The following is a 25,975-nucleotide window of genomic DNA, read 5'->3' on the forward strand; positions in this document are numbered from 1 at the left end:
CGGTGGTTACCTGCTCTCCCTCACCAGTAGGTGCACGCGGACGGCCTGTGCAAGCACATCGGCACCTGCTATCCACTCTAATGGGCCACCGCCCCGGGTGCCCCACCATAGGAGCGGCTCGCTCCGCCTCGACACGTCCCGAATGGCGCGGCGGATCCGCGTTGCCAGGTCCAACGCCGGCGGCGGCGAAAACGTTTCCCGGTATCGGCGGTGACCGTTCGCCCCCAGCGAACGGCCGCCCGCCGATGCGAAAACCGCAGCTCAGAAAGCCTCAGGACGCCGCGTGAAATGCCTCGATGACATCGGCCGGGATGCGTCCGCGCGTGGAGACGCTGTAGCCATTTCGCCGGGCCCATTCCCGGATGGCCGCGCTCTGCTCACGGTCGATGGCAGCGCGGCCGCGACCCGACGACCGGCCCCTGCGCCGACCGCCGACGCGTCGGCCGGCATCGATCCATGCCTTCAGATCTTCACGCAGCTTTTTTGCATTCTTCGTGGACAGGTCGATCTCGTAGCTCACACCGTCGAGTCCGAATTCCACGGTCTCATCGGCTGCTCCTTCACCGTCGAAATCATCGACCAACGTGACGGTTACTTTCTTTGCCATTGCGCGAACTGCCCCTTCTAAAAACCATGCGCACTCAAACGATGCTGGGCGCGCTGATTCCGACTAGCCACCAATGTGCCATACAAATCCGTTCTGGACAACAACGGGGCACAACCTGCTCACCCGCTGTGAGGCCGAACTATCGGAAACAAAACGGTGTCTCTAATACCCAGTCCGGTCAATGCCATCATCAGTCGATCGATGCCCATTCCGGTGCCGGTGCATGGCGGCATCGCATACTCCATCGCGGCCAGGAAATCCTCGTCGAGTGCCATCGCCTCTTCGTCTCCCGCGGCGGCCGCTCGCGCCTGAGCTGCGAATCGCTGTCGTTGCACGACGGGATCGATGAGTTCAGAATATCCGGTGGCAAGTTCGATTCCACGAACGTAAAGATCCCACTTCTCGGTGACCCCGGGGATGCTGCGGTGCTGGCGCGTCAACGGGGTGGTCTCCACCGGAAAATCGCGCACGAAGGTGGGAGCATACAACTGCTTGCCGACGGTGTGCTCCCATAATTCTTCGACCAGCTTGCCGTGTCCATACGGACGGTTCTTCGTAAGCTCGACGCCGACGTTTCTTGCGATGTCCACAAGATGCTCAATGGTGGTGTCCGGGGTGATCTCTTCGGACAGCGCTTCCGATACCGACGGATACATTTCTATCGTCGTCCATTGGCCGTCTAGGTCGTAGGTGCTGCCGTCGGGCAGCGACAGGAGTCTGGTGCCGATCGCCTCGTCGGCGACCTCTTGGATTAGCTCCCGCGTCATTACCGCCGAATCATCGTATGTTCCATAAGCCTGGTACGTTTCGAGCATCGAAAATTCCGGGGAATGCGTCGAATCGATGCCCTCGTTGCGGAACACGCGGTTCAGCTCGAAGACCCGGTCGAAACCCCCCACCACGCACCGCTTCAGGAATAGCTCGGGGGCAATTCTCAGATACAGGTCGATGTCGAGCGCATTCGAGTGCGTGACGAACGGCCGAGCGGCGGCGCCGCCCGCCAAGGTTTGCAGCATCGGGGTCTCCACCTCGATGAACCCGCGGCGTTCCAGCGCTGACCGCAGTGCCCGCACCACCGCGACGCGCTGGCGGGCAATGGTTCGGGCCTCGGGGCGCACGATCAGGTCGACGTAGCGCTGCCGTACCCGGGACTCTTCGCTCATTTCCCTATGCGCCACCGGCAGCGGCCGCAGCGCCTTGGACGCCATTTGCCAGGAGTCGGCAAGCACCGACAGCTCGCCGCGCCTGGAGCTGATCACCTCGCCGTGCACGAACGCGATGTCGCCGATGTCGACGTCGGCCTTCCACGCGTCCAACGCTTCCTGGCCGACGCCCGCCAGGCTGACCATGACCTGCAGCTGAGTGCCGTCACCGTCCTGCAGTGTGGCGAAGCACAACTTGCCGGAATTGCGGAGGAAAATCACCCGGCCCGCCACGCCGACCACGTCGCCGGTCGTGGTGTCCGGCGCCAGATCGGGGTAGGCCTCGCGGATCTGCTTGAGCGTGTGGGTGCGAGCCACCGCGACGGGATACGGGTCGGCGCCCTCGGCGAGCATCCGCTCCCTCTTGGCCTGGCGGATCCGGAACTGCTCCGGAGCATCGGCCTGGGTGTCCCGCGAATCAGTCACGACCTGCCAGCTTAAATGAACGGATGACGGCGCTTTTCGATGCGGCAGCGGTGGCGGCGCTCGGCGACGATCGGCTGGACTGGCGGTTCAAGGGGCTGCCCGCATCGTGGTGCGGTCGCACTCCGGCGGAGATCTGTGCGACGCGGCCGAGCCTGTTCGACGGCGCGACCGGCCCGGTGTGTGTGCTTCGCGCCGATGCCTTGACGCACAACGTCGCGACGATGGCGCTGTGGTGCCGGGACGCCGGCGTGCAGCTGGCGCCACACGCCAAGACCCACATGGCCCCGCAGCTGTTCGCCCGCCAGCTCGACGCGGGTGCGTGCGGCATCACCGCGGCAACGATCGGCCAGGTACGCATCTACCGCGCGTTTGGGGTTCGGGACGTGATCCTGGCCAACGAACTGGTGGATCCGGCGGGATTGCGCTGGCTCGCGATGGAATTGGCGGCACACCCAGATTTTCGGCTGCTGTGCTGGGTGGATTCTGTGCGGGCCGTCGAAATCATGGCGGCGGAGCTGGCGGGGGCCGGTCGGCCCGTTGAGGTGTGCGTCGAGGTGGGCATGGCGGGCGGCCGGACCGGATGCCGGTCGGCCCAAGCCGTCGACGAGGTGGCCCGAGCCGCGGCCGCATGCCCGCAGCTGCGCCTGGTCGGTGTCGCCGGCTACGAGGCGGCGCTGGGTCACGACATCGGTCCGGGCGGGCTTGCCCCGGTCACCGATTACTTGACGCAGATGCGCTCGGCGGTGCTGCGCCTGGCCGCTGTGTTCGAGATCGACGACATCGTCGTCACGGCCGGCGGCAGCACGTACTTCGACGCGGTCGCCGACGTGTTGACAAGCTGGCCGGCCGGGCTGTCGGTACGCACGATCGTCCGCAGTGGCTGCTATCTGACGCATGACGACGGTCTGTATGCGCGGACGTCGCCGCTGACCCGGCCGGGCGCGCAACCGGCCCGACTGAAGCCCGCGCTGAGCGTGTGGGCCCAGGTGATATCCCGACCGGAGCCCGATCTGGCGGTGCTGACGATGGGCCGCCGCGACGTGTCGTTCGACCAGGATCTGCCCGTGCCGTACGGCCTTTCCGAGAGCCGCGTCACCAAACTCCACGATCAACACGCGTTCCTGCGGGTCGGCCGGTCTGATCGGCCGCGTGTCGAGGTCGGCAGCTGGCTGCAGTTCGGTATCTCGCATCCGTGCACGACGTTCGACAAGTGGCAGCTGATACCGATGCTCGACGCCGACGATCGGGTCGCCGAACTGATCCGGACGTTCTTCTAGCCCGAGACCGGCTATCCGTCGCCGCCGCCACGAGTGCTGCACGCCGACGCTAACGCGCCGACTTGAGGCGGCCGCGCTGGCTGTCCCGGTTGCGCTCGTACACCAGCCGCAGGCCTTCTAGCGTCAGGTGGCGGTCGTAGTCCTGCACGGTGTGCAGGTCGGGCAGCACCAGCGGCGCAGTGTGCCCCGTCGCGACCACCGCGATGTCGCTGCCACCGAAGCCGTCGACATCCTCGCGAATCCGCGACACCAGCCCGTCGACCAGGCCGGCGAACCCGAACACCGCGCCGGCCTGCATGCACTCGACGGTGTTCTTACCGACCACCGAACGCGGCCGGGTCAGCTCGACCCGCCGCAGCGCCGCCGACCTCGCGGCCGCCGCGTCGGACGACACCTGAACACCCGGTGCGATTGCCCCGCCGAGGAATTCACCCTTGGCCGATACCACGTCCACGCAGATCGACGAGCCGAAGTCGACGACGATCGCGGCTGTACCGTACTTGTGATAAGCCGCAAGACAATTGACGATCCGGTCGGCTCCCACTTCCTTCGGGTTGTCGACCAACAGCGGGATGCCGGTGCGTACGCCCGGTTCGATCAGCACGTGCGGCACCGACGGCCAGTATTGGTTGAGCATCTCCCGCACCTCGTGCAGCACCGATGGGACCGTCGACAACCCGGCGGCGCCGGTCAGCCGCTCCGAATCATCACCTATCAGCCCGTCGATGGTGAGCGCCAATTCGTCGGACGTGACCTCCGACTCGGTGCGGATCCGCCAGTGCTGCACCACCTTTGCGTGTGCACCTGACCCGGAAATCAACCCGACGACGGTGTGGGTGTTACGGACGTCGATCGCGAGCAGCACAGCTACCTCTGCCGTTCTCGAGTTACTTCGTTCCTGCTCACCGCGGCGACACCAGGCCGAAATCATCCGGGACGTACGCCGGATCGTCGCCGTGTGGGCCGAGATCGACCTGCTTGTTGTCGGCGTCGACGAACACGATGCGCGGCCGGTAATCACGCGCCTCGGCGTCGTCGAGCATCGCATATGCGATGATGATCACCAGGTCGCCGGGATGCACCAGATGCGCCGCGGCGCCGTTGATCCCGATCACACCGCTGCCGCGCTCCCCGGTTATGGCGTAGGTCACCAGCCGGTTCCCGTTTTCGATGTCGAGGATGGTGACCTGCTCGCCCTCGAGCAGGTCGGCGGCGTCCATCAGGTCCGCGTCGATCGTCACCGAGCCCACGTAGTGCAGGTTGGCCTGCGTCACCGTGGCCCGGTGAATCTTCGACTTCAGCATGGTTCGTAACATCAATTCCTCCAAGGCAATTCATGCTGAACATCCGACCCGGCGGGTTGCCGCCCGTCGGTGCCGGCGGTTGCTCCGATGTCTATTGCGATGTTGTCCAGAAGTCGTGTCGTGCCAAGCCTTCCGGCCACCAGCAGCCGGCCGGGCCCGCTCGGCGGCGTGGGTTCAAGCGCGACACCACGCAATTCCAGGTAGTCGACCTCGATCGCCGGAACCTCGTCGAGCACGGCGCGCGCGGCGTCGAGCGCGGCCTCCGCGCCGCCGGACCCCGCGTACATTCCGGCCAGCAGCGCCGCCGACAACGCGCCGGCCAGCTCGCGCTCCGTCGGGTCCAGGTAGCTGTTGCGTGACGACATCGCCAACCCGTCGGGTTCGCGCGCGGTCGGCACGCCGACCACGGCCACCTCGACGTTGAGGTCGGTCACCATCTGACGGATCAGCACCAGCTGCTGATAGTCCTTCTCGCCAAAGAACACCCGGTCCGGCCGCACGATCTGCAGCAGCTTCAACACGACCGTCAACACGCCGGCAAAATGCGTTGGGCGCGCGGCGCCTTCCAGCTCCGACCCGAGCGGCCCCGGGTTTACCGTCGTCCGCAGACCATCCGGGTACATGTCTTCGACACTGGGCGTGAATACCACCTCGACACCCTCGTCGCGCAGCAGCTGCAGGTCGGTGTCGAGTGGCCGCGGGTAGGTGCTGAGGTCTTCTCCCGCACCGAACTGCAGCGGGTTGACGAAGATCGACACGACGACGACGGAGCCTTGAACTCGCTTTGCGGCTCGCACCAAAGCCAGATGCCCTTCGTGCAGCGCGCCCATCGTGGGCACCAGCATCACCCGCCGACCCGTCTGCCGCAGCGCCCGGGTGACATCGGCCACGTCACGCGGCGCGGAGTACACGTTGAGCTCGCCGGGGTGAAACCTCTTCGCGGACTTAGTCGTCACCGCACCCCGCTCGATTCGAATTTGCCGCCAGCGCGGCGAAGACCTCCGCCGGCGCGTGTGATCGCTGCGCGGTGCGCATCGAGTTCGCTCGATATGCCTGCGCCAGTTCGGAATCCACCTCTCCCAGCACAGCCAGATGATCCGCGACCGCGACCGCGTCGCCGCGGGCGACCGGACCCGTCAGCGCCGCCTGCCCGCGTTGCAGCGCATTGTCCACCGACGCCCGCGCCAACGGGCCGATCACCCGCTCGGCGATGCCGCCCGGCTCGTCGGTGACCAGTTGCTGACCAAGCAGCTCCTGGCCCCACAACGCGGCCCGCAGCGCGTCGACCGCGTCGAGCACCACCGTCACGACGTGGTTGCTCGCGTGCGCCAACGCCGCATGGTACAGCGTGCGCGCGTCCTCGCGGACCCGGAACGGCTCGCCTCCGATCTCGAGCACCAGCGACTGGGCGATCGCGTATCCGACGTCGTCGACGGCCGTGATGCCGAAGCAGGTGTCCGGCACCCTGGCGACGTCCTCGTCGGATCCGGTGAACGTCATCGCAGGATGGATGGCCAGCGGGATGCAGTCCTGCTCGGCCAGCGGCGCCAGCACACCGATCCCGTTGGCACCTGAGGTGTGTGCCACGATCGTGCCCGGCCGGACGGCGTGGGTCGCGGCCAGCCCGGAGATCAGGTTGCTCAGCTCCGAATCGGGAACCGCCAGCAACAACAGCTCGGCTCGCGCCGCGACCTCGTGCGGTGGCGAAATCGCCGTGTCCGGGAGCCGGCGCGCGGCCCGCTGCCGGGAAGCGTGCGACACCGCACTGCATGCGCCGACGATGTGGCCGGCGCGTTCCAGCGCCACCCCCAACGCCGTGCCGACCCGGCCGGCGGAGATGATACCGACCGTCAGCCGGGCCGGGCGCAGCCCGTCGAGCTGCTCCATCGCAGACGACCTCGCAAGTTCATTGAAAAACGTTCCGGTCCTGCTGTGCCGGTACCGGACGGTCGCATCGAGCTTACCTAATCCTGGCGGCGACGACGCCGACCGCCCTCGCTCGGCGGACCCTGTTGCAACCGGGCGAGCAACTCCGCAACGGACTGCCCTTGTCCCTCGGCATGCTGGCTGTCATCGCCCGGCGTCGCTGCGGTGCGATGTCGCGGCGCCGGCGCAGGCCCCGGCGCAGGGGCCGGCGGCGGGGTCGGAAAGGTGCTGTCCGCCGGTGGTGGCGGCGCTGACGTTTGGTAGCTGTCGGCCCCGGTCGAGTCCCCGGTGGAGTGCCGCGCCCGGCGACCGGACGGGGTGACGCCGTAGTCCCGTCGATCGACCCGCGTTGGCTCGGGCGGCGGTGCGGCCGTCGCGGCGCCGCCTGGTTCCGCGGCGCTGGAATGCCGCGCATCTCGGGGTTCCGCGGGCGCCGGCGGTGACGGCTCCACTTCCGGCCCCACGGAGCCGGCCAAGGAGTCAGGCGCGGAGCCAGCGGAATAGTCAGCGGAATACCCAGCGGAATAGCCAGCGGAATACCCATTGCCCGACGACACCCAGTTGCTGCCGGGCGTGCCCGGCGGAAGCCACTGACCCTCGGCCGCAACGGGCCGCCACTCCTCGGCGGGTTCGGGCTCGGGTTCTTTGTGCAGGCTGAAATACGGCTGTGGCCGTGGCTCCGGTGGTTCCGGCCGGGTGGGCTCCGGCCGGAACACCGGTTGCGGTGGCGGCTCGGGAGACGATGTGGGAGTCGTTGCCCAACGCTGCTCCGACGCCGCGGGCTGCTGGCCGCCGTACGCGGGAGGGACATAAAGCCCGGATGGCCGCCGGCTCAGCTGGTCCTCCATCGAGTGTCGCCGGCCCACCGGCTTTTCCGTCGGTTCCCGGCTCGGCTCCTTGTCCCGATGTCGCCGGCCCACCGGCTCCTCGTCCCAATGCCGCCGGCCCAACGGCTCCTCGTCCCAATGCCGGCGGCCCAACGGCTCCTCGGGCACGTCGATGATGTGGTCCTCTTCGGCCGTCTCCACGCCAATGTCGCCGCGAGCCGACGCCGTGAACCTCCCTCGCGGCGCGGCCTCACCGCGGTTGGTCGCGGCGCCGTCGCGATCCCAGTCGCTGTACGCGCGGACCGTGGTGCGTTCGGTCTCCAGTGCCGGCCGATGCGAGAGGTCGGTTTCGAACAGGATCTCCAAGTTATTGCGCAGGGCGGCCAACTCGGCCCGCAGCGCCGCCACCTCGTCGGCGGCGTCAGCCCGCAATTCCTCGGCCAGCTCGCGCCGCAATTGTGACTCGACCTCGAGCTCGTATTCGCGCCGCGCCGAGATCTCGCGGTCGAGCTGAAGGTCATAGACCAGTTTCAGGTCGCGAGCCTTGGCCTGATCGAGGTCGCTCTGCCTGCGGTAGATCACCGAGACGAAGGCCGCCACGACCGCGGCCCACAGCGCCAGGATGACGGCGAGCTTGAGCAACTCCGCCCGGTTGGTGAACACCAGCGCGGAACTGGCCCCGATGGCCAGCACCAGCAACGCCGTCACCAGCGTCCAACCCGGCCTGCGGCCGCCACGCCGAGACCGGGAGCCGCGGCTCAGAACGGTCATGCGCCGACTGTACCCGTGCGAGGTCACGTCGCGTGTCGTGCGACTCCGGCGATTTGGCGATGGACTATTCTGTGGCCCCTTCTCGCGGGTCCGGCGGTTCCTCCGGCTTCTCGCAGCAATGCTGCAGCCACAGCGCCGCGATGATCAACGCCAGCGCGCTGACCGCGGCGACGATCGCGCCCGCGGTGTCCTCTCCGGCAACCCGCAGCGTCGTCCGCTTGGGCCACAGGTACACCAGCACCCCCACCCACCACCCCAGCACCAGCGCGCCGACCCACGCCGACGCCTTGGCGACCATCACGCTGCGCGCCACCGCCAGCGGGTGCAGCCTGCCACCGCCGTTGCCGATCTGACCATTGTTGATCTTCGACCGAACGTAGAACGCCCACACCGCCTCGGCGATCGCCACGACCAGCAACGAGACCCCGGTGAACAGGGTGATCGGCGGGAACCACCGGTACAGCATCGTGACGAGTACGTATCCAACGACGGCGGCGACGACCACCGCGACCGTCAGGTCCCGTTTGCGCGTCGGTCCCATCAGCGCTCCGACCGCAGCACCAGGTCGGTTCGCACCACCGCCGCCCGGTCGGCGGGCGTGATGTCGGCGAGCAGACGCGCGACCGGGCACCCGACGCCGTCCACGGTGAGCTCGGCGGCGGGATCGACGTCAAGCCACGGCACCAGCACGAACGCGCGCCGGTGAGCGAGCGGGTGCGGCAGCACCAGGTCCGGCTCGTGCAGGATGATCTCGCCCGAGCCGTTGCGGCAACTGACGACGTCCACGTCGAGGGTGCGCGGGCCCCAACGCCGCTCCCGAACCCGCTGCGCGGCCTGCTCCAGTTCCTGTCCACGCTTCAGCCACGCTCGCCCGTCGAAGTCGGGGTGCTCCACTATGAGCACCGCGTTCAGAAACGGCCCCTGATCGGGGACAAGCCCTGGGCCCCCCCACGGCGCGGTTTCATATACCGGCGACACCCCGACGACCGCGTCACCGAAGCCGTCGACGACCGACCGCAACCGTGCCAACCGGTCACCGAGGTTGGAGCCGATCGACAGCACCGCGCGCGTCATGACCCTGCCCCGGCCGGCACGACTCCGCCGCCGCGGCCGCCTCGCCGGGAACGACGCGCGACCACCGCAACGTCGGTGAAGTTCATCGGGATCGGGGCCTGCGGCTTGTGCAGTACCACCTCGACCGCATGCACGCGATCGTCGCGCATCACGTCGTCGGCGACCTCGCCGGCCACCGCCTCGATCAGTTTTCGCGGGGGACCGCCGACGATGTCGGCGGCGCGCTGCGCCAGCCCGCCGTAATCGAGCGTGTCGGCCAAGTCATCAGTGGCGGCGGCATTTTCGAGATCGATCCACACCGTGATGTCGACGACGAAGTCCTGGCCGTCGCGTCGCTCGTGGTCGTAGACACCGTGCCGGCCGTGAACGGTCAACCCGCGCAATTCGATTCGATCCGCCATCAGCCGGCCGCCCAGGCTTCGACAACCTTCAGCGCGTCGACACTGGCTTGCACGTCATGCACGCGCACACCCCACGCGCCGTGCAACGCCGCCAGTGCGGATACCACTGCGGTGGCGGTCTCACGGCCGCCCGGCGGTCGCGGGCGGCCCTGCGCATCGGCGAGCAATGTGCCGAGGAAACGCTTGCGTGAGGCGCCGACCAGCACCGGAATACCGGTCGCGACGAACTCGGGCAACGCCTGTAGCAGTGCCCAATTGTGTTGTCCCGTCTTGGCGAAACCCAATCCGGGATCGATGATCAGTTTCCCCGCATCTACTCCGGCCGACACCGCGGCGTCGACATTGGCCAACAGTTCGGACTTGACGTCGGCGACCACGTCGCGGTACTCGGGCACGTCATGTGGTCGCGCCGAGGACACCGAGCGCCAGTGCATGAGCACCAACGGCACGCCTGCGTCGGCGACCAACGAAACCATGTTTGGGTCGGCGCGGCCGCCCGACACGTCGTTGACGATCCGGGCGCCCTGCTCAAGCGCGGCCATGGCGACTTCTGCCCGCATCGTGTCGATGCTGACCGTGATGCCCTCCGCCGCAAGGTCCTTGACTACCGGAAGGATGCGCGCGGTTTCGACAGCGGGGTGGACGCGAGTGGCACCCGGCCTGGTTGATTCGCCGCCGACGTCGACGATCGCCGCACCGTCGGCGGCCAGCGCCAAGCCATGTTCGACCGCGCGGTCGCGGTCAAGGAAAAGCCCTCCGTCAGAAAAGGAGTCGTCGGTGACGTTTACGACTCCCATCACCTGCACGCTTGTCGGGCTCACTTCCGCAAGATCAGATCCAGTGCCTCGGCCCGTGACGCCGCATCGCATTTGAACTGTCCGCGTACCGCCGAGGTGGTGGTGACCGCCCCGGGCTTGCGCACACCACGCATCGCCATGCACAGGTGCTCGGCCTCGACGACCACCATGACACCGCGTGGATCGAGCTTGCGCATCAGCGCGTCGGCGATCTGCCCGGTGAGCCGCTCCTGCACCTGTGGGCGCTTGGCATACAGGTCGACGACCCGGGCGATCTTCGACAAGCCGGTGACGCGGCCGTGGTCGCCGGGGATGTAGCCGACGTGTGCGACGCCGTGGAATGAAACCAGGTGGTGCTCGCAGGTGGAATACAGCGGGATTTCCTTCACCAGCACCAGCTCGTCATGCTGTTCGTCGAATGTGGTGTTCAGCACCGAATCCGGGTCGATGTACAGGCCGGCGAACATCTCCCGGTAGGTGCGCGCGACCCGGGCCGGGGTCTCCTGCAGGCCGCTGCGGTCCGGGTCCTCACCGATGGCGTAGAGCAGCTCGCGGATCGCGGCCTCGGCGCGCGCCTGATCGAAAACCGGGGTCGTCGCCGACGACCCCGGTGCGCTCGGCAGTGCCGTTACGCACGCGGGTCGCGGTCGGGAGTTCGGCTGCGCCATAGGTTGCCTCCGTTCGGAATCAACTCTGCGCCGACGGATTCGGGCGGTCCGTGTCCTCGTTCGGCTCACCGGATTGCGGTGCGTCGCCTTGGGGCACTGGCTGACCCTGGGGCGGCTGTGGCTGGTACGGCGGATAGTGGCCGGGATACCCGGGATGCGGGTGCCACTGGCCCGGCTGCACCGGCGGCGGATACCAGTAACCCTGCGGATGTTGCTGTGGCGGCGGCCAACCCGGCGCGTGCCAGCCGGCCGGAGCGCCGTAGTCGGGCTGAGTGGCCGTCGGCACCGGTGCGGCGGGCGCCACGCCGTCGCGACTGCCGGGGTGGCCGTTGCCGTTCGCCCCGCGGGCAGCCTCGGCCTGCTCGCTGGCCTCGGCGATCGCCTTCTTGAACGCCGGCTCCGGGACCGGCGGCGGCCACGGCTCGCCACGCTCGATCGCCAGCTCGCCCGGCGTCTTGATCGGCGGCTTGTCCGACGGGATCCGGCCGCCGAAGTCGTCGAACACCGTCAGCCGCGGTCGCTTCGTCACGTCCGCGAAAATCGCCTCCAGGTCTGCGCGGTGCAGGGTTTCCTTCTCCAGCAGTTCACCGGCCAGTGTGTCGAGCACGTCGCGGTATTCGGTGAGGATCTCCCACGCCTCGGTGTGGGCGGCCTCGATGAGCTTGCGCACCTCGTCGTCGATGTCGCGGGCGACCTCGTGCGAGTAGTCGGGCTGCGTGCCCATCGTGCGGCCGAGGAACGGGTCGCCGTGCTCGGTGCCGTAGCGCACCGCGCCGAGCTTGGCGCTCATCCCGTACTCGGTGACCATCCCCCGGGCGATCTTGGTGGCCTGTTCGATGTCGGACACCGCGCCGGTGGTTGGCTCGCGGAAGACGAGCTCCTCGGCGGCGCGACCGCCCATCGCGAACACCAGCCGGGCGATCATCTCCGAGCGCGTCATCAAGCCCTTGTCGTCCTCGGGCACAGACACCGCGTGGCCGCCGGTTCGGCCGCGGGCAAGGATCGTGACCTTGTAGATTGGCTCGATGTCGGGCATCGCCCACGCCGCCAGCGTGTGCCCGCCCTCGTGGTAGGCGGTGATCTTCTTCTCCAGCTCGCTGATCACTCGGCCCTTGCGGCGCGGTCCGCCGATCACCCGGTCGACGGCCTCCTCCAGCGCCGCTCCGGTGATCACGGTGCCGTTCTCGCGGGCGGTCAGCAGCGCGGCCTCGTTGATCACGTTGGCCAGGTCGGCGCCCGACATGCCGACGGTGCGCTTGGCCAGCCCGTCGAGGTCGGCGTCCGGGGACATCGGCTTGCCCGCCGAGTGCACGCGCAGGATCGCCTTGCGGCCGTTGAGGTCCGGGTTGGTCACCGGGATCTGCCGGTCGAAGCGGCCGGGCCGCAGCAGCGCCGGGTCGAGGATGTCGGGCCGGTTCGTCGCGGCGATGAGGATGACGCCGGTGCGGTCACCGAACCCGTCCATCTCGACCAGCAGCTGATTCAGTGTCTGCTCGCGCTCGTCGTGGCCGCCGCCAAGGCCCGCGCCGCGCTGGCGGCCGACCGCGTCGATCTCGTCGACGAAGATGATGCAGGGGCTGTTCTGCTTGGCCTGGTCGAACAGGTCGCGCACCCGGGAAGCACCGACGCCTACGAACATTTCGACGAAGTCCGAGCCGGAGATCGTGAAGAACGGCACCCCGGCCTCGCCGGCGACCGCGCGGGCCAGAAGCGTCTTGCCGGTACCGGGCGGCCCGTACAGCAGCACGCCCTTCGGGATCTTGGCGCCCAGCGCCTGATACCGGGACGGGTTGGACAGGAAGTCCTTGATCTCGTAGAGCTCCTCGACCGCCTCGTCGACGCCGGCGACGTCGGCGAACGTGGTCTTGGGCATGTCTTTGCTCAATTGCTTGGCCCGCGACTTGCCGAAGCCGAACCCCATCCGGGTGCCGCCCTGCATGCGGGAGAACATCACGAACAGGCCCACCAGCAACAGCACCGGGAGCAAGTAGACCAGTAGCGAACCGAGCACGCTGCCCTGGTTCACGACGGTGTTGACCGCGGCGCCCTTGCTGTTCAGGTTGTCGAACAGGGTGGCGCCGTACCCGGTCGGGTACTTGGTGATGACCTTGTCGCTGCCACTCGTCGCGGCGTTGCCGCTCTTCAGGGTCAGCCGCACCTGCTGCTCGCGGTCGTCGATCTGGGCGCTCTTGACGTTGTCGCTGTTGATCTGGGCCACCGCGACCGAGGTGTCAACCGGCTTGTAGCCGCGGGTGTCGTCGCTGAAGTAGAAGAACGACCAGCCGAGCAACAGGACGACCGCGATCGCCGTGAGCGTGCGGATGACGTTTTTCCGGTTCATCGAGCATCGGCCGCGGTTGGCCAGGTCCTTCCAATGCGCGCAGGGGGATACTTCAGGTTACCGCTAGACCAACGACCGGCAGTTCCGTACGGTTTCAATCGGCGGACTCCGGCCAGCGTGACGTCGCCCTCACTGGGCCGTCAGAGTCATGCTAGAGGCCTTCCCGACCATGCTGGGCTGTGCTTTGGTGAGACGGTGCTCACATCTACCCAGCGGTTAGTCGATACGAACGGGGTGCGGTTGCGCACCGAGGAGGCCGGCGACCGCGGTGCGCCGCTGGTGGTACTCGCACACGGCTTTCCCGATCTCGCCTACGGGTGGCGGCGCCAGATTCCCGTGCTCGCCGAAGCCGGGTATCACGTGCTGGCGCCCGACCAACGCGGCTACGGCGGCTCCAGCCGGCCCGGCGCGGTCGAGGACTACGACATCGTCGCGCTGACCGGCGACCTGGTCGGGCTGCTCGACGACGTCGGAGCCGAGCACGCCGTGTTCGTCGGCCACGACTGGGGAGCCAGCGTGGTGTGGAGCACCGGGCTCCTCCATCCGGACCGGGTCGCGGCGGTGGTCGGGCTGAGCGTGCCGCCGGTTCCTCGGCCGCTGGTCCCCCCGACGCAGGCGTTCCGCAAGATCTTCGGCGACAATTTCTTCTACATGCTGTATTTCCAGGAACCGGGGGTAGCTGACGCCGACCTGGCGCGTGACCCGGCCACCACGATGCGGCGCATGATCGCCGGCTTGCGGGCGTTCGACCCGCAGGCCGACAGGCTCGAGATGGCCGGCCCGGCACCGGCCGGCTTCGTCGAACGGCTGCCCGAACCCGACACTCTGCCGAGCTGGCTCAGACAGGCCGAGCTCGACCACTACATCGCCGAGTTCACCAGGACCGGCTTCACCGGGCCGCTGAACTGGTACCGCAATTTGGACCGCAACTGGGAGCTCACCGCGGCCGCGCCCAAGATCACCGCGCCGTCGATGTTCATCGGCGGCACCGGCGACCCGGTGCTCGCCTTCACCCGTCGCGATCGTTACCCGGAGGTCGTCGACGGCCCGTACCAAGAGGTGATGATCGACGGCGCGGGCCACTGGGTCCACCAGGAACGGCCGGCCGAGGTCAACGAAGCACTGCTGAGCTTGTTGAGTGGATTGGGGTTGCGATGACGAGCCCGCTCAATTTCGGTGTGTTCATCACGCCGTTTCATCCGGTCGGCCAATCGCCCACGGTCGCATTGGAGTACGACCTGGACCGGACGGTGGCGCTGGACCGGCTGGGTTATGACGAGGTGTGGTTCGGCGAGCACCACTCCGGCGGTTACGAACTGATCGCCTGCCCGGAGGTATTCATCGCGGCCGCGGCCGAACGCACCAAGCACATCAAGCTCGGCACCGGTGTGGTGTCGCTGCCGTATCACCATCCGCTGATGGTCGCCGACCGCTGGGTGCTGCTGGACCATCTGACCCGCGGTCGCACCATGTTCGGCGCCGGCCCGGGGGCGCTGCCGTCGGACGCCTACATGATGGGCATCGACCCCGTCGAGCAACGCCGCATGATGCAGGAGTCGCTGGAGGCGATCCTGGCGCTGTTCCGCGCCGCGCCGGGCGAACGCATCGACCGGCATTCGGACTGGTTCGCGCTGCGCGAAGCCCAGTTGCATATCCGTCCGTACACCTGGCCGTATCCCGAGATATCCACCGCGGCAATGATTTCACCGTCGGGTCCACGGTTGGCCGGCCAGCTGGGCACGTCGCTGCTGTCGCTGTCGATGTCGGTGCCCGGCGGGTACGCCGCGCTGGAGAACACCTGGGACGTTGTCCGCGCGCAGGCCGAGAAGTCCGGCCGCGACGCTCCCGACCGCCGCGATTGGCGGGTGCTGGCCGTCATGCATCTGGCCGACACCCGCGATCAGGCCATCGAGGACTGCACCTACGGGCTGCAGGACTTCGCGAACTACTTCGGCGCCGCGGGGTTCGTGCCGTTGTCGAACGCGGTCGAGGGCACCCGGTCGCCACGCGAGTTCGTCGCCGGGTATGCGGCCAAAGGCAATTGCTGCATCGGCACGCCCGATGACGGGATCGCTTACATTCACGACCTGCTCGACCAGTCGGGCGGTTTCGGAACGTTGCTTCTGCTCGGCCACGACTGGGCGCCGCCGCAGGCCACGTATCACTGCTATGAGTTGTTCGCCCGCAAGGTGATTCCGCATTTCAAGGGTCAGCTGGAGGCGCCGCGGACCTCTCACGACTGGGCCAGGGGCAAGCGAGGTCAGCTACTCGGGCGCGCGGGCGAGGCGATTGTCAAGGCGATCGGCGAGCACACCGACGAGATCAAGCTCGAGCAGGAGAAGCAGGATTGATGCGGGCATCGGTGCTGCGCGACGGCCGCATGCTGTACCGCGACGACGTCGACGAGCCGGTGCCCGGCCCGGAACAGGTGCTCGTGGGTGTGCGTGCATGCGGAATCTGTGGGTCAGACCTGCATTTCGCCAAGCACGGAAAGCAAATGCTGCGCCTCGGCGCCGAAATGCGCGGGATGCCGGAGGCGAGTGGCGGCCGGCAGCTCGACTTGAGCCGCGACGTGTTTATGGGTCACGAGTTCAGCGCCGAGGTACTCGAAGCCGGGCCCGAGACGGCGGCCCCGGCGCCCGGAACTGTGGTCACGTCGGTTCCGGCGCTGCTTTCCGCGACGGGAATCGACATGATCTTCACCTCCAACACCGTCCACGGTGGCTACTGCGAGCGGATGCTGCTGTCGGCGCCATTGCTGCTGACGGTTCCCAACGGTCTCGATGCGCGCCATGCCGCGCTGACCGAGCCGATGGCCGTCGGCCTGCACGCGGTGAACAAGGCCGCGATTCAGCCCGGCGAGAAAGCCCTGGTGCTCGGCTGCGGCCCGATCGGCATCGCGATCACCGCCGCGCTGCGCCACCGCGGCGTGGAAAGCATCGTCGCGGCCGATTACTCACCGAAGCGCCGGCAACTCGCCGAGAGGATGGGCGCACATCAGACGGCGGATCCGGCGCACGGGTCGCCGTTCGACGCGACCACACCCGCGGTGGTGTTCGAAGCCATCGGCGTTCCCGGCATCATCAACGACGTGCTGCGGCGTGCGCCGAGGGGTGCCCGGCTCATCGTCGCCGGGGTGTGCATGGAACCCGACACCGTGCTGCCGTTCTTCGGCGCCCCCAAGGAGATCAGCATCCAGTTCGTATTCGCCTACGATCCCGCGGAATTCGCCGATTCGCTACGGGCGATCGCCGAAGGTGAGATCGACGTGGCGCCGCTGATCACCGGCGAGGTCGGACTGGATCAGGTCGGGGCGGCGTTCGACAGCCTGTCCGATCCCGAGCGGCACTGCAAGATCCTCGTGACGCCGTAACGGTCACGCGCCGGCTGAACAGCTCGGACAACTCGCAACTGCCGAAGTCGGCGCCGGATATGCCGGAAACTAGCCGTGCGAACCCACAGGTATCGTGCCAACCATGCCGCGCGCCGCGAACATCGTGACTCGAACCGTCGGCCTCGTCGCCGCCGCGGCATTAACGACAATCGGGCTGTCCGCGTGCGATTCGTCATCCGGACCGTCGGGTGGTTCGTCCGACAAGAACACCCGTCAGGTCACGGTCATCGGCACCGGCAAGGTCAAGGGCACGCCCGACACACTGACCGCCGACGCATCGATCGAGTTCGTCGCACCCGATGTCACCGGTGCGATGAACCAGACCAGTGATCGCCAGCAAGCGGTGATCACCGCACTCGTCAACGCCGGTGTCGACCGCAAGGACATCAGCACCACGGGAGTCAACCTGCAGCCGCAGTACGGCCCCGATGGCACGACGATCGCCGGCTACCGCGCCACCAACTCGATCGAGGTTCGCATCCGCGACGTCGGCTCGGCGTCGCGAGCGCTGGCGCTGATCGTCAGCACCGGCGGCGACGCCACCCGCATCAACTCGGTGAGGTTGTCGATCGACGACGATTCGCGGCTGGTCCGCGACGCGCGCACCAACGCCTATAACGACGCCAAGGATCGGGCCCAGCAGTACTCGCAGCTGTCCGGGTCGAAACTCGGGAAGGTCCTGTCGATTTCCGAAGCGCCCGGATCGGCGCCGCCCACCCCCACTCCCCTGCCCGCGCCGCGCGGCGCGATGGCCGAAGCCGTTCCAATCGAGCCCGGTCAGCAGACCGTGAGCTTCTCGGTGACAGTGGTCTGGGAGCTCGCCTAACCCGCCGGGTGCATGCGTGGACGCTCACCCAGCGGCGAGCTGAACCGGGATCCCGTTGAGGACGGCGGTGCCCGAGAGCGGGTCGAGGACGCTGCCGTCGTTGAGCTGGTTGACATTCACCCCGGGTTGGCTCGACGCGACACCGAGCCGGATACCGCTGCGGTCGTGGCCCCAACCATGGGGCAACGACACCACGCCACGTCGGATCGCGTCGGTAATCTCAACGGGCGCAACGAGTTCCCCACCGGGACCCTTGACGCGCACGGTATCGGTGACTCCGAGACCGGCGGCATCGTCGGGGTGGATCTGCAGCGTGCAGCGGTTGCTGCCGCCGGCGAGTGCGGTCAGGTTGTGCATCCAGCTGTTATTCGAGCGCAGGTGCCGGCGACCGATGAGCACGAACCCGTCGGCGGATCGGTCCAGCGAGGCCCGCAACCGTGCGACATCGGCCACCAGCGGCGCCGGAGCCAGTTCGACCATGCCGGATGAGGTGCGCAGCGCCCCGGGCAGCCGCGGCTTGAGCGGGCCGAAGTCGATGCCGTGCGGGGCGGCCTTCAGCCGCTCCAGGGTGAGGCCGTCCGGCCTGGCGCCGAACGCATCGCCGTACGGGCCCACCCGCAACATCATGTCGAGGCGCCGCTCGTAACCGGGGCCCGCGATGAGCATGCCCTTCAGCTCGTCGGGCGAACGTCCCGCCACCGGTGAGTGCTTGTCGTTGGTCTCCTTGGCCAGCATCAACCGGATGACCTGTTCGTCGGCGACCGCCGGGTCGGCGTCGCCGTCGGCGCCGGATGCGATCAGGGCCAGCCGTGACAGGATTTCGGGTTCATCGGGACGGCCGTCGGTCAGCGACAACGCCGGCGGCGAATACCGGGCGTTGTTGCGCAGCGCGAGGTTGTTGAGCGCCAAGTCGAAGTGAGCGCTCTGCGACGGGGGCGGCGGCGGCAGAATGACGTCGGCGTGGCTCGTCGTCTCATTGAGATACGGGTCAATGCTGACCATGAATGCGACGCCGTCGAGGGCGCGGGCCAGCCGGTCGCCGTCGGGCGCGGACAGCACCGGGTTTCCGGCGATCGTGATGAGGGCCTTGATCTGCCCGTCACCGGGTGTGTCGATCTCCTCGGCGAGTACGGCGGCAGGCAATTCCGACGCCACCTCCGGATAACCCGAGACGCGGCTTTGCCAACGGCCCGTGCGGAATCCGCGGCCCGGCCCCGGCGGGCGCGGTGCGGCGGCAGCCGGCGAGAGCGGGAACATCACCCCGCCTGGACGGTCCAGATTGCCGGTCAGCGTGTTGATCACATCGATCAGCCAGCTGCCCAAGGTGCCGAATTCGACTGTGCACGTACCGATCCGGCCGTACACCGCCGCCGAAGGCGCGGTAGCGATTTCGTGGGCGAGCGTTCGGATGTCCCCGGCCGGCACGCCGCAGTGCGCGCTGACCGCCTCAGGCGCGAAATCGGCTGCCAGCGTGCGGACTTGCTCTACCCCGGTAACGTGCTCGACCACACTCCCGAGGTGGACGAGGTCATCCTCGAACAACACATGCACGACGGCGAACAGCAGCGCGGCGTCCGTGCCGGGTCGCGGTGCGAGGTGGCGATCGGCCAACTCTGCCGTGCGGGTGCGGTTCGGGTCGATCACCGTGAGGCGGCCGCCGCGCTTGCGCAGCGCCTTGAGCTTGCCGGGGAAGTTCGCGGCGGTGGCCAAACTACCGTTGGAGACAACCGGATTTGCGCCGATGATCACCAAGTGGTCGGTGCGATCCAAGTCCGGCACCGTGAACGCGAACGGGTTGCCGAACATGTAGCCCAGCGCGACCTGCTTGGGCATCTGGTCGAGCGTGCTGGCGGTATAGACATGCCGCGTGCCGAGCGCCCGGATGACCAGCGGCGCGTACAGGCTGCCGGCGATGGTGTGCGCGTTCGGGTTACCCAAATAGACGCCAACCGATTTGCCGCCATGCTCGCGCAGAACGGGTGCCAGGCCCGCCGCGACGGCCCCATATGCCTCGTCCCAGCTGGCTTCCGTCAGCACGCCGTCGCGCCGGACCAGCGGCCGCGCCAGCCGGTCGGGATCGGCGTCCAGCTCACCGAAGCTCGCGCCCTTCGGGCAGATGAAGCCCGCGCTGAACACGTCGTCGCGGTCGCCGCGTGCCCCGACCACCCGGCCGAGCGCGTCGTCGATCGTCAGGCTCAGGCCGCAGGTGGCCTCGCACAGCGGACAGATTCGCAGCGCGGTGCGGGTGGTGGCCATGTCCGCATTCCTTCCGCCGGTGGCGCTTGTGTCAGTCCCGATAGACCTTCGGGTCCAGGGTGCCGATATAGGGCAAGTCGCGATAGCGCTCCGCGTAGTCCAACCCGTAGCCGACGACGAATTCATTAGGGATCTCGAAACCGACGAAGTCGATGCATACATCCGAACGCACGGCGTCGGGCTTGCGCAGCAGCGTGCACACCCGCAGCGACCGTGGATGCCGGGCGGCCAGGTTGCGCAACAGCCAGGACAGCGTCAGGCCCGAGTCGACAATATCCTCGACGATCAGCACGTCTCGGTCCTGAATGTCGCGGTCGAGGTCCTTCATGATCCTCACCACCCCCGACGACGACGTCGCCGACCCATAGGAGCTGACCGCCATGAATTCCAGCTGTGTCGGAAGCGGTATCGCCCGCGAGAGGTCGGTGACGAACATCACCGCACCCTTGAGCACGGTGACCAGAAGTAGGTCGTAGTCACCCAGGTTGGCGTCCTGCTGGTAGAGGTCGCCGATGCTGGCACCCAGCTCGGCCGTCCGGCGATGGATTTGCTCCTCGGTGAGCAACACCGATTTGATGTCACCCGGATACAGCTCGGCTGAATGCACTGGCACGGCCTTAGCGTGCCATGCCCGTGGCCCGTCGACCAACGGCAAACTCATCGGACCGGTTCCCGCCGCAGCCGCAGCACACCGTCGACGCGGGTGGCGAACAGCCGCTGGCTGCGCAGCGTCGACCCGACGGCCACCCCGCCCTGTCCACGCCAGCACGTCACCAACGTGTCCACGCCGCGAATCTGCTTGTCGGTCAAGTTCGTTGCACCCCCGGCCAGCAGCCACCCGCGAATCACCCGGCGGCGCACCGCCTCCGGCAACTCGCGGAGCCGGGCAATGTCCAGACCGCCGTCCGCGACGGCGGCGGCCAGCTCGCCGCCGGCCACGTCGTCGAGTGCGTCGCAGTCTTCCCGCAACGCCGCCGCGGTGCGGGCCAGCGCCTCGGCGACCCCGCCACCGAGCACGTCCTCCAGCAGCGGTATCACCTCGTGGCGCACCCGGGCCCTTGTGAAGCGGTTTTCCACGTTGTGCGGGTCGTGCCACGGGCTCAGCCCGAGCTCGTCGCACGCCTGAACGGTCAACGCGTGCCGCACCGAAAGGAACGGCCGGCACCACGGCGGCTGATACGGCCGCATGCCGGCGATCGACCGCGCACCCGAGCCCCGGCCGAGGCCGAGCAGCACCGTCTCGGCCTGGTCGTCGAGGGTATGGCCGAGCAGCACCGGCGCGCCGTCGCGCGCCTCCTGCAGCGCGTCGTACCGCGCCTGCCGCGCGGCGGCCTCCGGCCCACCGCCCCGGCCGACCACGACCGAAAGCACCCGCGCGTCCGCGCAGCCCAGCGTCAACGCCTGCGCGCGGGCCGCTTCGGCGACCGCCCGTGAGCCGGCTTGCACACCGTGGTCGACGATCAGCGCGACGGCCGGCCGGTTTTCGGCGGCGACGGCGGTCAGCGCCAGCGAATCAGGGCCGCCCGACAGCGCAATGCACCACCGCTCGTCGTCGATGTGGTTGGCGGTTGCGAACGTCGACAACGCCCGACGCAGCCGGGCTACAGCACCCGATCGATCCATCGCGTCGGCTCTTCGATCTCGTTGGGCAGCGGCAACGCCTCCGGACCGGACCACACGGTGTTGAACCGGTCCATCCCCACCCGGGACACCACCTGGTCGACGAACGCCTTGCCGCGCGTGTATTGGCTTAGTTTGGCGTCGAACCCGAGCAGCGCGCGGATCAGCCGCTGCAGCGGCGGTTGCTTACGCCGGCGCCGCTCGTCGAAGCGTCTGCGGATCGTGGTCACGCTCGGCACCACCGCCGGGCCGACGGCGTCCATCACGTGGTCGGCGTGGCCTTCCAGCAATGTCCCGAGCATCAGCAGCTGATCGAGCGCCTTGCGTTGCGATTCGGACTGCATTGCGCGCAGCAGGCCGAGCACGCCGCCGGAGTTCGGCTCGAGCGCCTTGCCGTCGCGGCGCTCGCGGACGAAGTCGGCGAGCCGGCTCACTACTTGGCGGATGTCCTCGCCGGCGTCGCGGGTGAGCACCGCCAACGCCTTGGACATGTAATCGGTCAGCCACGGGCTGGCCGTGAACTGCACCCGGTGTGTCACCTCATGCAGACAAACCCAGAGCCGGAAATCACTTGGCAACACGCGCAATTGGCGTTCGACGGAAATCACGTTCGGATAGACCAACAGCAGCTTGCCGCCGCCGCGGGCGAACGGGTCGTATTGCCCCAGGATGCCCGACGAGATGAAGGCCAGCACCGCGCCGGTCTGCGCACCGGTGATGCGCCCACGCAGGAATCCGGCCGGCTTGCCGTTGTCGCCGCCGGTCATCACCCGCATCGACTCGGCGGCCGCGCGGATCCACTGCTGGCGGTCGACGATGCTCGCGTCCGGCACCGTCCGGGTGTCCGGCGGCTCCAGGCCGGTCACGTCGCGCACCGGCAGCTCGGCGCGCCGGGACGCGTCGGCGAGTTCATCGACGATCTGGCGCTGCGTGTACTCCGTCGACGGCGGCCCTGGTCGCGCCAGCCAGGCTCCCGTGTTGGCGGCAAAATCCCAGTCGACGACGCGGCCGACGGTCAGCGGGCGCTTGTCGGGATCGTCGGCGGCGGATGGGAGCCGCGGTGCGTCCCCGGCGGCCGTCACGAGCCGCACCCGCAGGATCGCAGCGTGGCGGCCAGCGCGTCGATCGCCGTGCGTCCGGTCGGTCCCGCGTTGTTGGACATCAGCGCGAACGTCAACACGCGCCCACTGACATCGGTCACGATCCCGGCCAGCGTGTTGGTTCCGGTCAGCGAACCGGTCTTGGCCCGCAGCCAGCCCGCGGCGGCCGCGTCGGGGGCGGTTCCGGTGTAGCGGTTGGACAATGTCCCGCTACCACCTGCGATCGGCAACACGTCCAGCAGCGGCCGCATCGACGGCTGGTCGGGTCCGGCCGCAGCGCCGACAACACCATCGAGCGTCCTGGCGGTCAGCCGGTCGTCGGCCGACAGCCCGCTGGCGTCCATCAGCCGCGCGCCGCCCATGTCGACCTTCGCCGCGGCGAGCCGAGCACCGACCGCTTCCACCGCGCCGGCAAAGGAGGCCGGCCGGTGCGTGGCGACGGCCACCTCACGCCCAATGCACTCGGCCATCACGTTGTCGGATTCGTTCATCATTTGACGCAGCCGCTCGGTCAGCGGCGGTGACTGCACCGACGCGATCTGGCGCCTGCCCTCGGTCGGGGTGTTCAGCGTGGTCACGGTTTTCGGATCGACGCCAAGCGCGATGGCCAACGAGCGCCCGGCGTCGAGCGCCGGCGTGGTGGACCGGATGGACTCCGGTGTCAACGGCTGGGTGCGGCCGCCGTCGACCATGACCGACTCGATCGGGGCGACGTCGCCGCCGTCGATGTCGGCCGGATCCCAGCCCGGCGCCATCGTCGGCCCGCTGAACGCCGACGTGTCGACCGCAACCGCGGTCGGCGTGACCCCGCTGCGGCGCACCTGGTCGGCCAGATCAGAGATGCGCGCCGCGTCGCGGTACAGCGTGTCCTGACCCAGCGGTGCCGGCGACAGCGTCGGGTCACCGGCTCCGACCAGCACCACCAAGCCGGGCTGACGTTGGTCGGCGACCGCCACGGTCGTCGTGAGCCGGGCGCCGCGATCCAGCGTCGACAAGGCGGCGGCCGCGGTGAGCACCTTGTTCGTGGAGGCGGGTTGCATCGGCACCGCCGAGCCCCGCTCCCATAGCGGCGTTCCGGTCAAAGCGTCGGTGACCATACCGGTGACCGCGCCAAGATCGGGGTTGGCCAGCGGTGTCGCCAGCGCCGCCACCATCCCGGCGGGAGTGGGCCGGGGCGCGGTGTCGGCGACCGGGACGACCGCGGGCTTCGCGCTCCTCGGGGCCGGCGTCGGCATCGGGTCGGAGGCCCCGCTGCTGGACTGACCGCCGGTGACCATCGCGGCGACCGCCACCACGGCGGCCACCAGCGCGAGCACCGCCACCCCGATCAGCATGTGGGTGGAGCGCCGCCAGCGCGTCGGACGCATGATTCTCCTGTCTTGCCGCGGCGAACGGCCGCTGTAGTGCAGGGTAGCCCTCGATTAGGGTTAGGCCGCGACGTCATCCGAGTACCACGCTGAAGTAGAAGGAGCCCGGCCCGTGCAGTTCGACGTGACCATCGAGATTCCCCGGGGCCAGCGCAACAAGTACGAGGTCGACCACGACACCCACCGGGTCCGCCTGGACCGCTACCTGTTCACCTCGATGGCCTACCCCACCGACTACGGATTCATCGAAAACACCCTCGGCGAGGACGGCGACCCGCTCGACGCGCTGGTGCTGTCCCCCGAGCCGGTTTTCCCCGGCGTGGTCGTCACCGCACGGCCGGTCGGGATGTTCCAGATGACCGACGAGGCCGGCGGCGACGACAAGGTGCTGTGCGTGCCGGCCGGTGATCCGCGGTGGGACCACATCAAGGACATCGGAGATGTGTCGTCGTTTGAGCTCGAGGCGATCAAGCACTTCTTCGTGCACTACAAGGATCTGGAGCCGGGCAAATACGTAAAGGCGGCCGACTGGGTGGGCCGGGAAGCCGCCGAGGCCGAGGTGCAGCGCTCGTTCGAGCGGTTCAAACCCGAGGGCCACTGAGGCGTCTGCAACCCGCACGTTACGTCGTGTTACACCTGGGTCAATTCCCGCTGATCGAGTAGCGGGGTTAGCTGGAGAGCTCCGATGATTGCGGTGAATCCCATTAAGAGGAGCCACCGCCATGTTGATGCATCAGGGCATCGGCCTCGACGCATTCAACGAGCTGCCGCCGCAAAAGGCCATGCATGCGCTGTATGAATGCTGCAACAGCGTGGTGCTGGCCCACGACATTGCGCGGGGCAGGCCCTATCGCGATCGCGATGCGCTGTTTCGACGAGCCGACGCATTGCTGTTCGCGCTCTCCGAAGACATGATCGACCACATCCTGCAGGCCTACCCGCACATCGGCCGCAGGCCCGGCAGCACCTGGTCACGGTCCGAGCAATGCTCGGTGTTCGATGAGCGTCCCGAGGTGATGTCCGAATTGGACGCCGCCGCAAAGCAGTACGCCGAGCACTTCGGGTTTCCGTTCGTGATGTTCGTTGCCGGCATGGACGCGGCGGGCGTGCTTGACGCGATCAACAGCCGGATGCATGACGACCCGGAGGCCGAGCGCAAGGCGGTCCGCAACGAGTTGGCGAAGATCAATCGCACGCGGCTCGACCGGATGCTCGGACCCGAAGGCGGCTACGACAACTGGTGATGCGAGCTCCCGTACTCGCGTGCCTCGCCGGCTAATCGACCCGATGAACTTGCCGCTAGGCGGCGACCGGCAACCGAGAGGACAGCCGCGCCAACACCGTCTGCGCCGCAGCCCGCACGTCAACGCCCGCGACTGCCGGAATCAGCGTGACCCCGTCGGCGACGCCTGCCACAAAGATGTCGCTGACCAGCCCCGCCAGGCCGTTCAGCGTGCCCGCGTAGCGCAGCGAATCGGGGTCCTTTCGGAAATGCTCACGCGCCGAACGAAAGTCGTCGGCAACGAAGACGGCCAAGTCCAGGATCGCGGCAACGTCGTCATTCAAGCCGGCCCGCGCTCGCTGCGCCCGCTGCAGATCCGGTGCAGTCAGCCGCTGGACCCGCCCGTGGCCGGCGGTCAATTCGGTCCAGTTGTCCCCTGCGGCGTCGGCCAGAAACACCCGCAGCGCACGTTGCTCGCTGTCCCGTTCGCCGGCCACGGCGGTCACACTAGACATACGGCAAGCGGGCATCGACGGTTCAACTCACCCGAACCCGAACATGGGCGAGAA

Annotated in this window: 26 protein-coding genes; 7 read left to right on the forward strand and 19 right to left on the reverse strand. The window is 68.2% G+C overall.

All coding sequences use genetic code 11. From position 1 onward, the window contains the following. Positions 1 to 271: 271 nt before the first annotated feature. Both lsr2 and lysS read right to left on the reverse strand, forming a co-directional pair. The gene (lsr2, locus tag VE759_RS18315) at positions 272 to 607 is read right to left on the reverse strand and encodes a histone-like nucleoid-structuring protein Lsr2 (RefSeq protein ID WP_324935047.1); all 336 of its coding nucleotides are present in this window, start codon (positions 605 to 607) and stop codon (positions 272 to 274) included. Positions 608 to 726: 119 nt separating this feature from the next. Then, entirely contained in the window at positions 727 to 2,235 is a 1,509-nt protein-coding gene (lysS, locus tag VE759_RS18320) for a lysine--tRNA ligase (RefSeq protein ID WP_324935049.1), read from the reverse strand. Between the two features lie 23 nt (positions 2,236 to 2,258). Between lysS and VE759_RS18325 the strand changes: the two genes are divergently transcribed. Continuing rightward, positions 2,259 to 3,512, forward strand: coding sequence for an alanine racemase (locus tag VE759_RS18325; protein WP_324935051.1), 1,254 nt, complete (start codon positions 2,259 to 2,261; stop codon positions 3,510 to 3,512). 49 nt (positions 3,513 to 3,561) lie between these two features. Here the strand turns inward: VE759_RS18325 and VE759_RS18330 are convergent, their stop codons facing one another. From VE759_RS18330 to ftsH, 11 genes are all read right to left on the reverse strand, one after another. Further along, a complete protein-coding gene (locus VE759_RS18330) occupies positions 3,562 to 4,377 on the reverse strand; it encodes a type III pantothenate kinase (protein ID WP_324935053.1) in 816 nt (271 codons plus the stop codon). A gap of 37 nt (positions 4,378 to 4,414) precedes the next feature. Continuing rightward, complete coding sequence (gene panD / locus VE759_RS18335; protein ID WP_324935055.1) at positions 4,415 to 4,828, reverse strand: aspartate 1-decarboxylase; 414 nt, start codon at positions 4,826 to 4,828, stop codon at positions 4,415 to 4,417. Beyond that, positions 4,828 to 5,772: a pantoate--beta-alanine ligase gene (panC, locus tag VE759_RS18340; protein WP_324935057.1), complete on the reverse strand. Its 945-nt coding sequence runs from the start codon at positions 5,770 to 5,772 to the stop codon at positions 4,828 to 4,830. Before panC ends, panD begins: the two co-directional genes overlap by 1 nt. Next, positions 5,762 to 6,703: a Rossmann-like and DUF2520 domain-containing protein gene (locus VE759_RS18345; protein WP_324935059.1), complete on the reverse strand. Its 942-nt coding sequence runs from the start codon at positions 6,701 to 6,703 to the stop codon at positions 5,762 to 5,764. The genes panC and VE759_RS18345 overlap by 11 nt, the downstream gene beginning before the upstream one ends. A gap of 77 nt (positions 6,704 to 6,780) precedes the next feature. Next, positions 6,781 to 8,340, reverse strand: coding sequence for a DUF6779 domain-containing protein (locus tag VE759_RS18350; RefSeq protein ID WP_324935061.1), 1,560 nt, complete (start codon positions 8,338 to 8,340; stop codon positions 6,781 to 6,783). 64 nt (positions 8,341 to 8,404) lie between these two features. Further along, positions 8,405 to 8,881 carry a DUF3180 domain-containing protein gene (locus VE759_RS18355; RefSeq protein WP_324935063.1) on the reverse strand — a complete coding sequence of 159 codons (477 nt, stop codon included), beginning with the start codon at positions 8,879 to 8,881 and terminating at the stop codon, positions 8,405 to 8,407. Continuing rightward, positions 8,881 to 9,414: a 2-amino-4-hydroxy-6-hydroxymethyldihydropteridine diphosphokinase gene (folK, locus tag VE759_RS18360; RefSeq protein ID WP_324935065.1), complete on the reverse strand. Its 534-nt coding sequence runs from the start codon at positions 9,412 to 9,414 to the stop codon at positions 8,881 to 8,883. The genes VE759_RS18355 and folK overlap by 1 nt, the downstream gene beginning before the upstream one ends. Then, positions 9,411 to 9,815 carry a dihydroneopterin aldolase gene (gene folB, locus VE759_RS18365; protein WP_324935067.1) on the reverse strand — a complete coding sequence of 135 codons (405 nt, stop codon included), beginning with the start codon at positions 9,813 to 9,815 and terminating at the stop codon, positions 9,411 to 9,413. The genes folK and folB overlap by 4 nt, the downstream gene beginning before the upstream one ends. Further along, a complete protein-coding gene (gene folP, locus VE759_RS18370) occupies positions 9,815 to 10,636 on the reverse strand; it encodes a dihydropteroate synthase (RefSeq protein WP_324935069.1) in 822 nt (273 codons plus the stop codon). The genes folB and folP overlap by 1 nt, the downstream gene beginning before the upstream one ends. Further along, entirely contained in the window at positions 10,633 to 11,280 is a 648-nt protein-coding gene (gene folE, locus VE759_RS18375) for a GTP cyclohydrolase I FolE (protein ID WP_324935071.1), read from the reverse strand. Before folE ends, folP begins: the two co-directional genes overlap by 4 nt. A 19-nt stretch (positions 11,281 to 11,299) precedes the next feature. Beyond that, a complete protein-coding gene (gene ftsH / locus VE759_RS18380; RefSeq protein ID WP_324935073.1) occupies positions 11,300 to 13,621 on the reverse strand; it encodes an ATP-dependent zinc metalloprotease FtsH in 2,322 nt (773 codons plus the stop codon). 195 nt (positions 13,622 to 13,816) lie between these two features. Between ftsH and VE759_RS18385 the strand changes: the two genes are divergently transcribed. From VE759_RS18385 to VE759_RS18400, 4 genes are all read left to right on the forward strand, one after another. Beyond that, on the forward strand, positions 13,817 to 14,779 hold the full coding sequence (locus tag VE759_RS18385; RefSeq protein WP_324935075.1) for an alpha/beta hydrolase: 963 nt from the start codon (positions 13,817 to 13,819) through the stop codon (positions 14,777 to 14,779). Then, positions 14,776 to 15,972 carry an LLM class flavin-dependent oxidoreductase gene (locus tag VE759_RS18390; RefSeq protein ID WP_324935077.1) on the forward strand — a complete coding sequence of 399 codons (1,197 nt, stop codon included), beginning with the start codon at positions 14,776 to 14,778 and terminating at the stop codon, positions 15,970 to 15,972. Before VE759_RS18385 ends, VE759_RS18390 begins: the two co-directional genes overlap by 4 nt. Next, a complete protein-coding gene (locus VE759_RS18395) occupies positions 15,972 to 16,994 on the forward strand; it encodes a zinc-binding dehydrogenase (protein WP_324935079.1) in 1,023 nt (340 codons plus the stop codon). The genes VE759_RS18390 and VE759_RS18395 overlap by 1 nt, the downstream gene beginning before the upstream one ends. A 103-nt stretch (positions 16,995 to 17,097) precedes the next feature. Beyond that, positions 17,098 to 17,841, forward strand: coding sequence for an SIMPL domain-containing protein (locus tag VE759_RS18400; RefSeq protein WP_324935081.1), 744 nt, complete (start codon positions 17,098 to 17,100; stop codon positions 17,839 to 17,841). Positions 17,842 to 17,865: 24 nt separating this feature from the next. On the opposite strand, the gene VE759_RS18405 is transcribed toward VE759_RS18400, so the two are convergent. From VE759_RS18405 to dacB, 5 genes are read right to left on the reverse strand one after another with little or no spacing between them, the layout of a single operon-like run. Next, positions 17,866 to 20,097: a molybdopterin-dependent oxidoreductase gene (locus tag VE759_RS18405; RefSeq protein ID WP_324935083.1), complete on the reverse strand. Its 2,232-nt coding sequence runs from the start codon at positions 20,095 to 20,097 to the stop codon at positions 17,866 to 17,868. 31 nt (positions 20,098 to 20,128) lie between these two features. Further along, entirely contained in the window at positions 20,129 to 20,758 is a 630-nt protein-coding gene (gene hpt / locus VE759_RS18410; RefSeq protein ID WP_324935085.1) for a hypoxanthine phosphoribosyltransferase, read from the reverse strand. Continuing rightward, on the reverse strand, positions 20,755 to 21,720 hold the full coding sequence (gene tilS / locus VE759_RS18415; RefSeq protein ID WP_324935087.1) for a tRNA lysidine(34) synthetase TilS: 966 nt from the start codon (positions 21,718 to 21,720) through the stop codon (positions 20,755 to 20,757). The genes hpt and tilS overlap by 4 nt, the downstream gene beginning before the upstream one ends. After that, entirely contained in the window at positions 21,699 to 22,736 is a 1,038-nt protein-coding gene (locus VE759_RS18420; protein WP_324935136.1) for a zinc-dependent metalloprotease, read from the reverse strand. The genes tilS and VE759_RS18420 overlap by 22 nt, the downstream gene beginning before the upstream one ends. Positions 22,737 to 22,795: 59 nt before the next feature. Next, positions 22,796 to 24,184: a D-alanyl-D-alanine carboxypeptidase/D-alanyl-D-alanine endopeptidase gene (gene dacB / locus VE759_RS18425; RefSeq protein ID WP_324935089.1), complete on the reverse strand. Its 1,389-nt coding sequence runs from the start codon at positions 24,182 to 24,184 to the stop codon at positions 22,796 to 22,798. Positions 24,185 to 24,296: 112 nt separating this feature from the next. Between dacB and VE759_RS18430 the strand changes: the two genes are divergently transcribed. After that, entirely contained in the window at positions 24,297 to 24,785 is a 489-nt protein-coding gene (locus VE759_RS18430; protein WP_324935091.1) for an inorganic diphosphatase, read from the forward strand. Between the two features lie 121 nt (positions 24,786 to 24,906). Then, a complete protein-coding gene (locus tag VE759_RS18435; protein WP_324935095.1) occupies positions 24,907 to 25,428 on the forward strand; it encodes a 2-oxo-4-hydroxy-4-carboxy-5-ureidoimidazoline decarboxylase in 522 nt (173 codons plus the stop codon). A gap of 55 nt (positions 25,429 to 25,483) precedes the next feature. Here VE759_RS18435 and VE759_RS18440 read toward each other — a convergent pair whose 3' ends face one another. Continuing rightward, positions 25,484 to 25,921 (reverse strand): hypothetical protein, encoded by a 438-nt coding sequence (locus tag VE759_RS18440; protein ID WP_324935097.1) that lies wholly within the window; start codon positions 25,919 to 25,921, stop codon positions 25,484 to 25,486. Positions 25,922 to 25,975: the final 54 nt, after the last annotated feature.

Origin of the sequence: Mycobacterium sp., from assembly GCF_035640695.1 — a bacterium.
Lineage (GTDB): Bacteria > Actinomycetota > Actinomycetes > Mycobacteriales > Mycobacteriaceae > Mycobacterium.

Coding starts and splice junctions, on each gene's coding strand:
- folE (WP_324935071.1), bottom strand. CDS start 11,280: ATGGCGCAGCCGAACTCCCGACCGCGACCCGCGTGCGTAACGGCACTG.
- VE759_RS18345 (WP_324935059.1), bottom strand. CDS start 6,703: ATGGAGCAGCTCGACGGGCTGCGCCCGGCCCGGCTGACGGTCGGTATC.
- VE759_RS18435 (WP_324935095.1), top strand. CDS start 24,907: ATGTTGATGCATCAGGGCATCGGCCTCGACGCATTCAACGAGCTGCCG.
- tilS (WP_324935087.1), bottom strand. CDS start 21,720: ATGGATCGATCGGGTGCTGTAGCCCGGCTGCGTCGGGCGTTGTCGACG.
- VE759_RS18400 (WP_324935081.1), top strand. CDS start 17,098: ATGCCGCGCGCCGCGAACATCGTGACTCGAACCGTCGGCCTCGTCGCC.
- dacB (WP_324935089.1), bottom strand. CDS start 24,184: ATGCGTCCGACGCGCTGGCGGCGCTCCACCCACATGCTGATCGGGGTG.
- lsr2 (WP_324935047.1), bottom strand. CDS start 607: ATGGCAAAGAAAGTAACCGTCACGTTGGTCGATGATTTCGACGGTGAA.
- VE759_RS18405 (WP_324935083.1), bottom strand. CDS start 20,097: ATGGCCACCACCCGCACCGCGCTGCGAATCTGTCCGCTGTGCGAGGCC.
- folK (WP_324935065.1), bottom strand. CDS start 9,414: ATGACGCGCGCGGTGCTGTCGATCGGCTCCAACCTCGGTGACCGGTTG.
- VE759_RS18355 (WP_324935063.1), bottom strand. CDS start 8,881: ATGGGACCGACGCGCAAACGGGACCTGACGGTCGCGGTGGTCGTCGCC.
- VE759_RS18395 (WP_324935079.1), top strand. CDS start 15,972: ATGCGGGCATCGGTGCTGCGCGACGGCCGCATGCTGTACCGCGACGAC.
- hpt (WP_324935085.1), bottom strand. CDS start 20,758: ATGAGTTTGCCGTTGGTCGACGGGCCACGGGCATGGCACGCTAAGGCC.
- ftsH (WP_324935073.1), bottom strand. CDS start 13,621: ATGAACCGGAAAAACGTCATCCGCACGCTCACGGCGATCGCGGTCGTC.
- folB (WP_324935067.1), bottom strand. CDS start 9,815: ATGGCGGATCGAATCGAATTGCGCGGGTTGACCGTTCACGGCCGGCAC.
- VE759_RS18350 (WP_324935061.1), bottom strand. CDS start 8,340: ATGACCGTTCTGAGCCGCGGCTCCCGGTCTCGGCGTGGCGGCCGCAGG.
- VE759_RS18325 (WP_324935051.1), top strand. CDS start 2,259: ATGACGGCGCTTTTCGATGCGGCAGCGGTGGCGGCGCTCGGCGACGAT.
- panD (WP_324935055.1), bottom strand. CDS start 4,828: ATGTTACGAACCATGCTGAAGTCGAAGATTCACCGGGCCACGGTGACG.
- VE759_RS18390 (WP_324935077.1), top strand. CDS start 14,776: ATGACGAGCCCGCTCAATTTCGGTGTGTTCATCACGCCGTTTCATCCG.
- VE759_RS18440 (WP_324935097.1), bottom strand. CDS start 25,921: ATGTCTAGTGTGACCGCCGTGGCCGGCGAACGGGACAGCGAGCAACGT.